Here is a 12,202-nt window from a genome sequence, read left to right as displayed (position 1 = left end):
CGGCTCCAGGTACGAAGGGTAAACTAGGCTGCTGGGATTTGCTGGGTAATACAATGAATATTACCGCCCCCTAAGAGGATCTCGCGAGCAGGGACGCCAACAATCGCATAGCCAGGGAATATCTGCTGCAACAGATCATGCGCCAGCCCATCAGTGCGGCTATCCAACAGCGGATAAATAATCTGTTGGTTGCTGATCAAGAAGTTGACGTAAGACCCGGCTAACCGCTCACCGGCGGTGCGTGGCACGGCATCGCTGGATAGCACATCGAAAGTTTCAGCTTCGGTGTTATACAGTGGGCCTGGTGCGGGCAGCTTCCAGATTTTTAGCTTACGGCCTTTGGCATCGACGGCATTGGATAAAACTTCAAAAGCGGCAACAGAACGCGCGTATTGCGGATCATGCTGATCGTCAGTCCAATGCAGAGCGACTTCACCAGGGCGGACAAAACAGCACATATTGTCGATGTGGCCATCGGTCTCATCGTTATAAACGCCGTCTTGTAACCAGATGAAATGTGAGACACCAAGGTATTCACGTAGCAACTGTTCAATCTGTGCCTGGTTCAAGTGCGGGTTGCGGTTAGGGTTCAACAAACACTCTGCGGTAGTCAGTAAAGTGCCTTCACCATCGGTATGAATAGAGCCACCTTCCAGCACTAATGGTGCGCTGTAATGGGCATTATTCAAGAAGTCACTCACTTGAACGGCAATTTTCTCATCTTGCTGCCAATTGGCATACAGACCGCCGTTAAGACCGCCCCAGGCATTGAACTGCCAGTCAACCGCGCGGCGTTCGCCAGCACCATTGATGACCATAGTCGGGCCAGTATCACGCATCCAGGCATCATCGCTTGCCATTTCTACCAGTGTGACACTGGCCGGTAGGGTTGCTTTGGCCTGCGACATAAACTCGGCGGGAACCCCCATAAATACTGGAGTTGTCCGGCTGATGGCTTCCGCTACTTTGGCAAACGTCTGCTGAGCGGGAATACCCTTACCGCGCCAGTTATCCTGACGATATGGCCATAACATCCAGACGGCATCTTGCTTGGCCCATTCGGCTGGCATAAAGAAACCATCCTGCTGCGGAGTACCCGGCAGGGCTTGTGACGCAGTGCTTTGTAACACGGGGTCTTTAACAGACATACATTATCTCCGGGTTTTGCCGTCAGAAGTGGCAAGTACCTGATACATTTCTGGACGGCGATCGCGGAATAAGCCCCATGACGCGCGCTGAGCAGCGATTTCCTGCAAATCGAACTGGTGAACCAACACCGCTTCGTCGGTTTTGTTGGCCTGAGCCAGCAGAGCGCCGGTTTGGTCTGCAATAAATGAAGAACCGTAGAAGGTCATTTCCAAACCATCGATATATTTACTTTTCTCAGTACCAATGCGGTTAGAAGCAATCACTGGCACCAGGTTCGCGGCTGCATGGCCTTGCTGAACACGAGTCCAGTGCGGCTGGCTATCGATGTCAGGATAAGCAGGCTCAGACCCAATAGCGGTTGGGTAGAAAATGATTTCTGCCCCCAGTAATGCCAGACTACGGGCAGTTTCTGGGAACCACTGATCCCAACAGATACCGACGCCGACTTTGGCATAGCGGGTCTGCCAGACTTTAAAGCCGGTATCGCCTGGGATAAAGAATTGTTTTTCCTGATAAGCCGGGCCATTAGGAATGTGAGTTTTGCGGTACACATCCATCACGGAGCCATCAGCATCAATCATCACCAGTGAGTTGTAATAGGCATTGTTGGCTTTCTCAAAGAAACTCAATGGCAATACCACTTCCAGCTCGGCTGCCAGCTTGGAAAAATGTTGGATAAGTGGACTATTGTCCAGCTCTTGGGCCAGTGCATAGTGCTCAGGGCTTTGATCAATGCAGAAATAAGGTGCGGCAAACAGCTCCTGAATCAGGATGATTTGTGCACCCTTGGCATGAGCCTGACGTACCAGTTTCTCGGCATTTTCAATGTTCTTAGGCAGGTCCCAGGAACAGGCCATTTGAGTCGCAGCAACAGTTACTTTTGTCATGAGAAAACCTCAATAAATGTAAAAAACACCCGTGAAGGGTGTGCAATATTTTGAGCCGCTGATTGGCATCCATCCAGTATACAATTGTGCGGGCATGGGTGCCATTCATGCAGGGAATACCGGGTAGGATTGTGAAACAGAACGTAGGAAGTTGTTTGCAGAAGCCAAACGCAGCGGACTTAGCCCGCTTGCTCATCAAACCAACTTTCCAGAATGATTACCGCAGAGGCGGCGTCGACACTGCCTTTGTCCAGCGCGCGATAGCCGCCACTATCAAACAAATTAGCGCGAGCCTCGACAGTACTGAGGCGTTCATCCTGTAAGGCAATCTGTACACCAAAACGGCCATGCAGGCGGTTGGCAAACCTGCGAGCGCGCGCCGTTAGCGGCTGCTCGGTGCCATCCATATTCAGTGGTAGCCCAACGACGACTAAATCTGGTTGCCACTCTTTCAGCAATTTTTCAACTTTCTGCCAGTCCGGTGTGCCGTCCTGAGCTTTAAAAGAGGTTAGCGCGCGGGCGGTGCCAGTGACTTCCTGACCAATAGCGACGCCGATACTTTTAGTACCAAAATCAAAGGCGACAATCGTGCGATTAGCCATCAGGCGTGTCCTGCTTGCGGAGCGATATTAAAGATATTGATACCCAGCTTATTGGCCGCAGCTTGCCAGCGCTCAGCAATCGGGGTGTTAAACAGGATATGCGTGTCTGCTTCAATGGTCAGCCAGGCATTATCCAGCAGTTCTTGTTCTAACTGCCCCTGCTGCCAACCCGCATATCCCAGGGCTACCAACAAGTTTTTCGGCTGTTCCGGTGTTCCTAACGTCTCCAGCACATCTTTAGAGGTCGTTATCATGGTATCTGGTGAAATAGGAATACTGGAGCCAAAACCTTCCTGTGGCGAATGCAGGATAAACCCGCGATCTTCTGCCAGCGGGCCACCCGCCAATACCGCTTTATCCAGTCGAATGGCGGGATCTCGTGGCGTTGGGCTGATTTTTAGTTTTTTCAGTACAGTTTCGACAGTGAACTGTTCCATCGGCTTGTTAATCACCAAACCCATGGCACCCTCTTTGTTATGCTCACAGATATAGATAACCGAGCGCGTAAAGTGTGGGTCCTGAAGTGAAGGCATAGCTATAAGAAAATGATGCTGTAAATTCATTATGTTATATAGAGGATTCGCTGAGTTAAGGGATAAACTCTTGTCAGTATGCGGATAAATGCGAATAAAGTCACGGCTCCCCTTCGTCCTTGAAGCTGCAGGGTTGTTAGCTGTGTTCATGACTCGGCCCATCCCTGGGCCTTACTTCTATGAGGCCGCAGCAAGCAGCGCTCAAGTCATTTTGGGTTATTTATTTGCTAACCGCACTTCGATTGCATCCATCAGCATGCCGGTAATTGATACATCCGGGAAAGCGGCTTCAATTTCGCGTATGCAGGTCGGGCTGGTGACATTAATTTCAGTCAGGCGATCGCCGATGATATCCAGACCGACAAAAATTAAGCCTTTTTGCTTCAGTACCGGTGCAACAGCGCGGGCAATTTTCCAATCACTTTCACTCAGTGGGCGGGCTTCGCCACGGCCACCGGCTGCCAAGTTGCCGCGAGTTTCACCTTGCGCCGGAATACGTGCCAGGCAGTAAGGCACCGGTTCGCCATCCACCACCAACACGCGTTTATCACCTTCTTTAATCGCGGGCAGGAAGTTTTGCGCCATGCAGAATCGGCTGCCCAACTCGGTCAGCGTTTCAATAATAACTGACAGGTTAGGGTCATCCTGTTTCACACGGAATATTGAGGTGCCGCCCATACCATCCAGAGGTTTTAGAATGATATCGCCATGTTCCTGATGGAACTTGCGGATGTGGTCTTTGCTACGGCTGACCAGTGTATCTGGCGTTAATTCAGGGAACCACGCAGTAAACAGCTTTTCGTTACAGTCGCGTAGGCTCTGTGGTTTATTCACCACCAGCGTGCCTTTATCTTCCGCACGTTCCAGAATATAAGTGGCGTAGATGAACTCAGTATCAAACGGCGGATCTTTACGCATCAGAATGACATCAAGATCATGCAGTGGGATGTCTTGCTCTGTACCAAAACTGAACCAGTCGTCTTTATCCTGTTTTACACTCAGCAGGCGGGTATGGGCACGGCCATCACCACCTCGCAGGTAAAGATCACCCATCTCCATATAATGCAGTTCCCAACCACGGCTTTGTGCTTCTAACAGCATAGCGAAGCTGGAGTCTTTCTTGATATTGATGGACGAGATTGGGTCCATTACGATGCCGAGCTTGATCATTCTTCTCTCCTAACGGGAACGAATTTTATCCCAGATCGCCAAACCGCACCTGCAAAGCAGTGATTGCGGTAAGAGCGGTAGTTTCGGTACGCAGCACTCGCGGCCCTAGCAGGATATCAGTAAATCCAAGGCGTGAGGTCATGGCAATTTCATCAGCAGAAAGGCCGCCTTCCGGGCCAATCAACAGACGTACTTTGTTGAGTGACGAGGGGAGGGTGTTAATGCTGTTGCTGGCACGCGGATGCAGATTCAACTTAAGGCTGTCATCTTGCTCTGCACACCATTCAGATAGCTGCATTGCTTCGCGGATCTCCGGGATCTTATTGCGCCCACATTGCTCGCAGGCCGCAATGGCAATTTTCTGCCACTGCTGAATTTTCTTTGCCAGACGTTCGCCATCCAGCTTAACGCCGCAGCGCTCGGAAAACAGCGGAGTAATCACATCGACACCCAGTTCAATGGATTTCTGAACCGTAAACTCCATCTTTTCCCCACGGGAAATGACCTGGCCCAAATGTAGATTTAAGGGGGATTCACGGTCTTCCAACTGCCCTTCAGCCAACCGGACAATCAGGTTTTTTTTATCCACCCGGATAATTTCAGCTGCAAAAACCTGATTACTGCCATCAAATAATTGCAGATTTTGGCCTTCAGTCATCCGTAGCACGCGGCCGACATGATTGGCTGCTTCATCACTGAGCGCCAATTCGGTATTTGCCTGCAAAGGCTGCGGGTGATAAATGCGAGGTATGCGCATGAGTTGTTTGAGCCCTGAAACGAAAACTTTGACCAGTATACTAGATTAGCCTTTTTGCTGCTGGCAAGCGCGTTGTACATAAGGGTTATGATTCCCTTGTGCTTTTGCCACCCGTTCATCACGCACACATTCCCAATTTGTCACCGGATATTGACTATTCCACACCTCGAACAGCTTGCTTTGTTGGCTGGAAAGCCGCAGTTGGTATTGGTCGCGCATATAAAAGTAGGTGCGGGCAATTGCACCACGTGAGCGCGCAGGGGGTTCAGCCAGCTTATTTTTGAAGTCGACTTTCATCTCGCACTGACCATATTGACCATTATCGCCATTCCACTGGGAATACATGAAGTTATTGCGGTCACCATTCACTTCGCCAATAGCGGGTTGCAGATTATGCAGGTCTGTTTCTATTTGGCGATAAACCGGATCTTTGGTGCAATTTTTGCGTCCGCCTTGCTGCCAGCACTGGCGCTGGTGGCCAAATTGCCAGGCTGGGACGACATGTTCCCACTCAATCCGTGCGGCGCGTTGAGCATTTTTCCGCGGTTGATAGCCGCAACTTTTCAGATCTGGAACCCCTTTTTTACCTTGCCAGTCAATTTTGCAACCACAATAAAAGCTGCCGGGTGCATCCTGATTAATTTTCGCAGCAACGGCTTTGGCTTGAGAAAAGTTATTGATGCTTTGACTGTAACCAGAGAGCGGAAGTAGTGAAGAGGATAAAACCAGCAGGAATAGAAGTTTGCGTAACATATCTCAAAACAGCCCGATGATGAAAAACAGGCAGGTTATAGATAATAGCTATGGATGGCAAGTTAACTCGCTGTTTTATAACAAGTAACGTTAATCTTTAATAGGTTTTTTCGCGACAAATTGCAGTTTTTCACCACATTGACGGCAGCGGTATTCGCTCTCACCGCGCTGTACTTTATTGTGGCGGCGAATCGTTAAGGCGTGTTGCTGACATTTGCACTGATAATTAAAAGTCTTACTGCGCACCGAAGTGACTTCAAATTGATGCGTACGGCTGGCTGGGACTTGCAGCACATGTTCCATCATCCAGCGCCACTCTTTACCATGCGGAGGAACGCGACCAAATTGGCGATAAACCAGCAAATGGGCTAATTCGTGAGGCACAACTTCATCAATAAAAGACTGTTGATTTTCCAGTAATAATACTGGATTGAGGCGAATTTCGAAGGATTGTAGATAAGCACTGCCCGCGCTGGTGCCACGTTGATGATAGTTAATTTTCGGCTCCGGATAATCGGTGCCAAGATGCTGATTTGCCAGCTGTAATTTATGACGCAAACAGCGCATAACCGCTTGCTGTAGCGCGATGGGGATTCTTAGTGAACTCATATAGCGGAAGAATAAAACGGCAGATAGCCAGATGCAAGCCAGTAGGTCGGACAATTTTCAATTGATCATTATGCAAATATATATAATATAAAAATATATAATAAAACGGAAGTATTAGAGATACATATGAATAACGATAAAACCATCAGCATGGATCTGATGAGATATGCGGCAGGGCAGGCTTGTGATGTGCTGAGAATATTAGCAAATGAAGATCGGTTGTTGTTGCTGTGCCAACTGAGTCAGGGAGAAAAGGCAGTCGGCGAACTGGAAGAGGCTCTGGGTATTCACCAACCGACACTCTCGCAACAACTTGCTGTACTGCGTAGTGATGGGCTGGTGAACACCCGCCGAGAAGGGAAACGCATATTTTATTCGATCGCTGATAGTAAAGTATTGGCACTGCTTGAGGTGCTGTATCAGCTTTATTGCCCACAAGAGAAGGAGGGCGCATGACTATCGATTGGGCTAATTTCACTCCTTTCAGTGCTCTGGCGGGCGGCGCGCTATTGGGCATTGCCGTGACAATTTTATGGCTTTGTAATGGCCGTATTGCCGGTATTAGCGGTATTTTAGGCGGATTATTGCCGCCAAAGGCGGGGAATATTTCCTGGCGCGTTACTTTCCTCCTCGGTTTGATTATGGTCCCCGGCATTTATTCACTTTTTACGGTTCTGCCGGTGATCCAGATTGATGCTGATTTGCCGGTTCTGATCGTGGCCGGGTTATTGGTCGGGATCGGAACTCGCTACGGTGCCGGTTGCACCAGCGGACATGGTGTCTGTGGCTTAGCGCGTTTCTCACTGCGTTCATTGCTGGCGACACTGAGCTTTATGCTTACCGGTTTTGCAACCGTGTGGCTTGTTCGCCATCTATTTGCTTAGACGTCAGGAAGGGAATATGAATTTACTTTTCTCATTGCTTGCCGGGCTGGTTTTTGGTCTGGGGTTGATAGTCGCAGGTATGGCGAATCCAGCGAAGGTGCTTGGTTTTTTGGATATTGGTGGTTTGTGGGACCCATCGCTGGCGCTGGTGATGGCCGCTGCAGTGCTGGTGGCGGCTCTTGGTTTTGGTTGGTCTAAAAAACGTCAAACCAGCTTGCTTGGGCAACCTCTCCAATTACCCACACCCACCCGTATTGATCGCCGTTTAATAGGTGGCAGCATGTTATTTGGTATTGGCTGGGGGCTGGCAGGGATATGCCCAGGTCCGGCGTTGGTGCTACTGGGCGCCGGGATGAACAAAGGTATTATCTTTGCCGCCGCGATGGTGGCAGGAATGGCCATATTCAGCGTGATTGAGCATTATCGGCAGTCATAACAATCAAACATAAAAAAACCCCGACTGGCGGGGTTTTTGCTATTGAGAATGGGCTGCGTGAAACTTATTTCAGGCCAGCAGCATCACGCAATAAGGCGGCTTTGTCGGTTTTTTCCCAAGGGAATTCTTCGCGACCAAAGTGACCATAAGCGGCGGTTTTGCGATAGATCGGGTGCAACAGGTCCAACATCTGGATCAGGCCATAAGGGCGCAGCTCGAAGAACTCACGCACCAGAGCGACCAATTTATCTTCAGCGATCTTACCGGTGCCAAAGGTTTCAACCATGATGGAAGTCGGTTCAGCAACACCGATGGCGTAAGAAACTTGAATTTCGCAACGATCAGCCAGACCAGCCGCGACGATATTTTTTGCCACATAGCGAGCAGCATAGGCAGCAGAGCGGTCCACTTTGGATGGATCTTTACCCGAGAATGCGCCGCCACCATGACGTGCCATGCCGCCGTAGGTATCAACGATAATTTTACGGCCAGTCAGACCACAGTCCCCCATTGGGCCACCGATAACAAAACGGCCGGTTGGGTTGATGTGATATTTGGTCTCTTTGGTGAGCCACTCGGCAGGCAGAACCGGCTTGATGATCTCTTCCATCACCGCTTCTTGTAAATTTGTCAGGCTAATATCATCTGAATGCTGAGTTGACAGAACTACTGCATCAATGCCAACAATTTTGCCGTCATCATATTGGAAAGTAATCTGGCTTTTTGCATCTGGGCGTAGCCACGGCAAAGTGCCATTTTTACGTACAGCAGCCTGACGCTCGACCAAACGGTGAGCATAAGTAATTGGCGCTGGCATCAAAACACTGGTTTCGTTGGTGGCGTAACCGAACATTAAACCTTGGTCACCTGCGCCTTGCTCCAGTGGGTCAGCACGGTCAACACCTTGGTTGATATCAGGAGACTGTTTACCAATTGCGCTCAAAACGGCACAAGAGTTAGCGTCAAAACCCATCTCAGAATTAACATAACCGATTTCGCGCACAGTACGACGGGTGATCTCTTCGATATCTACCCACGCGTTAGTGGTGACTTCACCGCCAACTAATACCATACCCGTTTTGACATAGGTCTCGCAGGCAACACGTGCTTTTGGATCTTGTTCAAGAATTGCGTCAAGTACGGCATCAGAAATCTGATCGGCAACTTTGTCAGGATGTCCTTCGGAAACCGATTCCGACGTAAATAGGTGTTTAGCCATTTGTTTTCTTTACCTTGAATACAAGTGAAATGTCACTGCATAGCATTGAAGTCAAGCAACCAAAGCCGCTGTTTGAATGGGCTTTTTGTTGCATTGCGCTTTACAACGCCCCTTTAGGCAAAGCCTTTAGCAGTCTATCCCTTTAGAAGTCTGTCATAACTATTATAACGACACAGACATTCTAGCAATTAAAATGGATGGATGTATTAACATCTGGACGTCTATTTTAGGTTAGCTTTTGCCATTAATGCCAGCCCTTTTTGCATCAAGATATTTCTTACTTCGGTTGTTACTTGATTTATTTACCGCTTGATACAGTTATGCCCGCCATACTTCAAGCTGCATGTGCGTTGGCTACACTCAATAATCCGAATCACTTACGACAGTAAACTCGCCGGGATTATCTCGCTTGCCGCTTTCTTACCACTCTAATTATTTAGGGCATGCAGACCATTTTCATTTTGCATTTTGCTCCTGTTATAGGTATAAACTGCGCGCGCAGCTTATTTGATACGCAATGATGAAGATGGCAGAAGATGGCATTAGCTCATTGCTAGATTTTTAGTGTTTTGCACTTAGCAGTGGCACTTTATCTTATGAGCGCATCGTTGCGATAATCACTAAAATGGCAGTGTCATCGTACTGTTACCTATGTCTATTATATTGAGTCTTGTCCGTTCATCATGAGCGGCATGCGTGGAGGTGGTTGGATTAATGATCCGTTGTCTACTGGTTGCTGCATATCAACAGCTGCGTCGTTCTGACGTTCAATCCCCCCTTGCAACCTTCCTTTCTTGTACACCATCAAGGCGATGTTACACCCACATGGGTGCGACGCAGGATTCGCGGGCCGGTTAATTACCGCCTGAAGCACTGAGCCTGGCTAGCTTGAGGACTTTGCGGCTAATCCGATTCACAAAATTTCAATACGTATTTACAGTCAAACGTATTTTACATTTAACCGTGTTTTACCCTGTTTGGGGTAATGAATAGCTGAGTGATAAACCGCTCGTGGATCGCGCTTTCCAGCGTAATATTCTGCCGATTTGGCATTCACGCGGGTTGTCCTTGCAGGTTGTAGCTGCGATAGTGGCTGACTTTATCGTCAGTATCGCAATAGAGGCGAATTATGTCTGATGATAACTTGATTGGCCGTCCGTCAGCTGCGGGCGCACATGTTTCTTTACGCTCCATGCAGGAGGTTGCCATGAATGATTGTAATGCCAGTAAGATGCTGAGCACGTATAACGTCGCCTACTGGGGTGGCAACTATTATGACGTCAATGAACTCGGTCATATCAGTGTTTGCCCTGATCCGGATAATCGTGAGGCACGTGTCGATCTGGCTGTATTGGTCAAAGAAATGCAGCGTGATAAGGGACAGCGCCTGCCTGCATTATTCTGTTTCCCACAAATTTTACAGCATCGTCTGCGCTCAATTAATAGTGCATTTAAACGTGCACGCGAGTCGTTTGGTTATGAAGGCGATTACTTCCTGGTTTATCCGATTAAAGTTAATCAGCATCGCCGGGTTATTGAGTCACTGGTTAATTCCGGTGAGCCATTAGGGCTGGAAGCCGGTTCTAAAGCTGAAATGATGGCGGTTCTGGCACATGCCGGTATGACTCGCTCAGTCATCGTTTGTAATGGCTATAAAGACCGTGAATATATCCGCTTGGCATTAATCGGCGAAAAATTGGGCCATAAGGTTTATCTGGTCATCGAAAAGATGTCAGAAATCAAAATGGTGCTGGAAGAAGCCGAACGCCTGAACGTCGTCCCGCGCTTAGGTGTCCGTGCGCGTTTGGCATCACAAGGCTCCGGCAAATGGCAGGCGAGCGGTGGTGAGAAATCCAAATTCGGTTTGTCTGCGACTCAGGTGTTGCAGTTGGTTGATATGCTACGTGAAGCCGGTCGTCTGGACAGCCTGCAATTGCTGCATTTCCATTTAGGCTCTCAGTTGTCCAATATCCGTGACATCGCCACAGGTGTGCGTGAATCGGCCCGTTTCTATGTGGAACTACACAAACTGGGTGTCAATATTCAGTGTTTCGATGTTGGCGGTGGCTTAGGTGTGGATTACGAAGGGACGCGTTCCCAATCAGATTGCTCCGTTAACTATGGCCTGAATGAATATGCCAATAACGTTATCTGGGGAATTGGTGATGCTTGTAATGAACATGGTTTGCCGCACCCAACTGTGATTACCGAGTCGGGCCGTGCAGTTACCGCACATCATACCGTGCTGGTTTCCAATGTTATTGGCGTGGAACGTAATGAGTTCAATGAGTCACAGCCACAACCGCCAGCAGCTGACGCGCCACGCGCACTGGAAAGTTTGTGGGAAACCTGGCAGGAAATGCAAGAGCCAGAAAATCGCCGTTCTCTACGCGAATGGCTGCACGACAGCCAGATGGATTTGCATGATGTGCATACTCAATACGCTCACGGTATGTTGGAATTGACACAGCGCGCATGGGCTGAAGAGCTGTATCTAAGCATTTGTAATGAGATCCAAAAGCAGTTGGATCCGAGCAACCGTGCGCACCGACCAATCATCGATGAGCTGCAAGAACGTATGGCTGATAAGCTATATGTGAATTTCTCGCTGTTCCAGTCAATGCCGGATGCATGGGGTATCGATCAACTTTTCCCAGTTTTGCCATTGGAAGGATTGGATAAGCCACCAGAGCGCCGTGCGGTGTTGTTGGATATTACCTGTGATTCGGATGGGACTATCGATCATTATATCGATGGCGATGGGGTGGCTACCACCATGCCGATGCCGCCATATGATGCAGAAAACCCACCGCTGCTGGGCTTCTTTATGGTCGGTGCCTATCAGGAAATTCTGGGCAATATGCACAATTTGTTCGGCGATACCTCGGCAGTCGATGTATTTGTCTTCCCTGACGGCGCGGTAGAGGTCGAGCAGACAGATGAAGGCGACACGGTTGCAGATATGCTGGAATATGTGCAGTTGAATCCGAAGAAATTGCTGCAACAGTTCTCCAAACAAGTGAAAGAAACCGATCTGGATGCCGAGTTACAAGCTCAATTTATGGAAGAGTTTGAAACCGGTCTATACGGTTATACTTATCTCGAAGATGAATAAGTATTAGCGACTGATTAATATCATTTTAAGGGCAAACTCAGGTTTGCCCTTTTTGTTTATTACCCCTTACTGGCGATTAGCTCAATCT

At 48.8% G+C, this 12,202-nt stretch carries 14 protein-coding genes; 5 read left to right on the top strand and 9 right to left on the bottom strand.

Annotated features, from left to right (window positions below):
• Nucleotides 1-23: 23 nt before the first annotated feature.
• The 8 genes from aguA to FTB31_RS20605 form a co-directional block, all read right to left on the bottom strand.
• Nucleotides 24-1,148, bottom strand: a complete 1,125-nt coding sequence (gene aguA / locus FTB31_RS20640; RefSeq protein WP_077295754.1) for an agmatine deiminase — start codon at nucleotides 1,146-1,148, stop codon at nucleotides 24-26.
• 3 nt (nucleotides 1,149-1,151) lie between these two features.
• Nucleotides 1,152-2,036, bottom strand: a complete 885-nt coding sequence (aguB, locus tag FTB31_RS20635) for an N-carbamoylputrescine amidase (RefSeq protein WP_077175304.1) — start codon at nucleotides 2,034-2,036, stop codon at nucleotides 1,152-1,154.
• A gap of 179 nt (nucleotides 2,037-2,215) precedes the next feature.
• Nucleotides 2,216-2,638 carry a Holliday junction resolvase RuvX gene (gene ruvX, locus FTB31_RS20630; protein ID WP_005157116.1) on the bottom strand — a complete coding sequence of 141 codons (423 nt, stop codon included), beginning with the start codon at nucleotides 2,636-2,638 and terminating at the stop codon, nucleotides 2,216-2,218.
• Nucleotides 2,638-3,201 carry a YqgE/AlgH family protein gene (locus tag FTB31_RS20625; protein ID WP_077295750.1) on the bottom strand — a complete coding sequence of 188 codons (564 nt, stop codon included), beginning with the start codon at nucleotides 3,199-3,201 and terminating at the stop codon, nucleotides 2,638-2,640. The genes ruvX and FTB31_RS20625 overlap by 1 nt, the downstream gene beginning before the upstream one ends.
• A gap of 186 nt (nucleotides 3,202-3,387) precedes the next feature.
• Complete coding sequence (gshB, locus tag FTB31_RS20620) at nucleotides 3,388-4,341, bottom strand: glutathione synthase (protein ID WP_050078914.1); 954 nt, start codon at nucleotides 4,339-4,341, stop codon at nucleotides 3,388-3,390.
• Nucleotides 4,342-4,366: 25 nt separating this feature from the next.
• A complete protein-coding gene (gene rsmE / locus FTB31_RS20615; RefSeq protein ID WP_077175305.1) occupies nucleotides 4,367-5,098 on the bottom strand; it encodes a 16S rRNA (uracil(1498)-N(3))-methyltransferase in 732 nt (243 codons plus the stop codon).
• 45 nt (nucleotides 5,099-5,143) lie between these two features.
• Entirely contained in the window at nucleotides 5,144-5,851 is a 708-nt protein-coding gene (gene endA, locus FTB31_RS20610) for a deoxyribonuclease I (protein WP_077175306.1), read from the bottom strand.
• 90 nt (nucleotides 5,852-5,941) lie between these two features.
• Nucleotides 5,942-6,460: a SprT family zinc-dependent metalloprotease gene (locus tag FTB31_RS20605; RefSeq protein ID WP_227719925.1), complete on the bottom strand. Its 519-nt coding sequence runs from the start codon at nucleotides 6,458-6,460 to the stop codon at nucleotides 5,942-5,944.
• A gap of 126 nt (nucleotides 6,461-6,586) precedes the next feature.
• Between FTB31_RS20605 and FTB31_RS20600 the strand changes: the two genes are divergently transcribed.
• Genes FTB31_RS20600 through FTB31_RS20590 form a run of 3 tightly spaced genes read left to right on the top strand, consistent with a single transcriptional unit; the run spans nucleotide 6,587 to nucleotide 7,780 of the window.
• Nucleotides 6,587-6,916, top strand: coding sequence for an ArsR/SmtB family transcription factor (locus FTB31_RS20600; RefSeq protein WP_050078918.1), 330 nt, complete (start codon nucleotides 6,587-6,589; stop codon nucleotides 6,914-6,916).
• Complete coding sequence (locus FTB31_RS20595) at nucleotides 6,913-7,344, top strand: YeeE/YedE family protein (RefSeq protein WP_077175308.1); 432 nt, start codon at nucleotides 6,913-6,915, stop codon at nucleotides 7,342-7,344. Before FTB31_RS20600 ends, FTB31_RS20595 begins: the two co-directional genes overlap by 4 nt.
• Before the next feature lie 16 nt (nucleotides 7,345-7,360).
• Nucleotides 7,361-7,780, top strand: coding sequence for a DUF6691 family protein (locus tag FTB31_RS20590; RefSeq protein WP_050078920.1), 420 nt, complete (start codon nucleotides 7,361-7,363; stop codon nucleotides 7,778-7,780).
• A 64-nt stretch (nucleotides 7,781-7,844) separates the two neighbouring features.
• Here FTB31_RS20590 and metK read toward each other — a convergent pair whose 3' ends face one another.
• Nucleotides 7,845-8,999 (bottom strand): methionine adenosyltransferase, encoded by a 1,155-nt coding sequence (metK, locus tag FTB31_RS20585; protein WP_227731738.1) that lies wholly within the window; start codon nucleotides 8,997-8,999, stop codon nucleotides 7,845-7,847.
• A 714-nt stretch (nucleotides 9,000-9,713) separates the two neighbouring features.
• Between metK and FTB31_RS21655 the strand changes: the two genes are divergently transcribed.
• Together FTB31_RS21655 and speA are read left to right on the top strand one after the other, a co-directional pair.
• Entirely contained in the window at nucleotides 9,714-9,857 is a 144-nt protein-coding gene (locus FTB31_RS21655) for a hypothetical protein (protein ID WP_431316341.1), read from the top strand.
• 271 nt (nucleotides 9,858-10,128) lie between these two features.
• A complete protein-coding gene (gene speA / locus FTB31_RS20580) occupies nucleotides 10,129-12,114 on the top strand; it encodes a biosynthetic arginine decarboxylase (protein WP_050078922.1) in 1,986 nt (661 codons plus the stop codon).
• Nucleotides 12,115-12,202 lie beyond the last annotated feature (88 nt).

The organism is Yersinia proxima, assembly GCF_902170785.1.
Taxonomy (GTDB): Bacteria; Pseudomonadota; Gammaproteobacteria; order Enterobacterales; family Enterobacteriaceae; genus Yersinia; species Yersinia proxima.
This window is presented reverse-complemented; position numbering and strand designations above follow the sequence as displayed.

Bases quoted from the DNA above. Each gene is read 5' to 3' on its own strand.
- gshB (WP_050078914.1), bottom strand. From the start codon at position 4,341: ATGATCAAGCTCGGCATCGTAATGGACCCAATCTCGTCCATCAATATC.
- aguA (WP_077295754.1), bottom strand. From the start codon at position 1,148: ATGTCTGTTAAAGACCCCGTGTTACAAAGCACTGCGTCACAAGCCCTG.
- FTB31_RS20590 (WP_050078920.1), top strand. From the start codon at position 7,361: ATGAATTTACTTTTCTCATTGCTTGCCGGGCTGGTTTTTGGTCTGGGG.
- FTB31_RS20600 (WP_050078918.1), top strand. From the start codon at position 6,587: ATGAATAACGATAAAACCATCAGCATGGATCTGATGAGATATGCGGCA.
- aguB (WP_077175304.1), bottom strand. From the start codon at position 2,036: ATGACAAAAGTAACTGTTGCTGCGACTCAAATGGCCTGTTCCTGGGAC.
- ruvX (WP_005157116.1), bottom strand. From the start codon at position 2,638: ATGGCTAATCGCACGATTGTCGCCTTTGATTTTGGTACTAAAAGTATC.
- rsmE (WP_077175305.1), bottom strand. From the start codon at position 5,098: ATGCGCATACCTCGCATTTATCACCCGCAGCCTTTGCAGGCAAATACC.
- speA (WP_050078922.1), top strand. From the start codon at position 10,129: ATGTCTGATGATAACTTGATTGGCCGTCCGTCAGCTGCGGGCGCACAT.
- metK (WP_227731738.1), bottom strand. From the start codon at position 8,999: ATGGCTAAACACCTATTTACGTCGGAATCGGTTTCCGAAGGACATCCT.
- FTB31_RS20625 (WP_077295750.1), bottom strand. From the start codon at position 3,201: ATGAATTTACAGCATCATTTTCTTATAGCTATGCCTTCACTTCAGGAC.
- FTB31_RS20595 (WP_077175308.1), top strand. From the start codon at position 6,913: ATGACTATCGATTGGGCTAATTTCACTCCTTTCAGTGCTCTGGCGGGC.
- FTB31_RS20605 (WP_227719925.1), bottom strand. From the start codon at position 6,460: ATGAGTTCACTAAGAATCCCCATCGCGCTACAGCAAGCGGTTATGCGC.
- endA (WP_077175306.1), bottom strand. From the start codon at position 5,851: ATGTTACGCAAACTTCTATTCCTGCTGGTTTTATCCTCTTCACTACTT.
- FTB31_RS21655 (WP_431316341.1), top strand. From the start codon at position 9,714: ATGATCCGTTGTCTACTGGTTGCTGCATATCAACAGCTGCGTCGTTCT.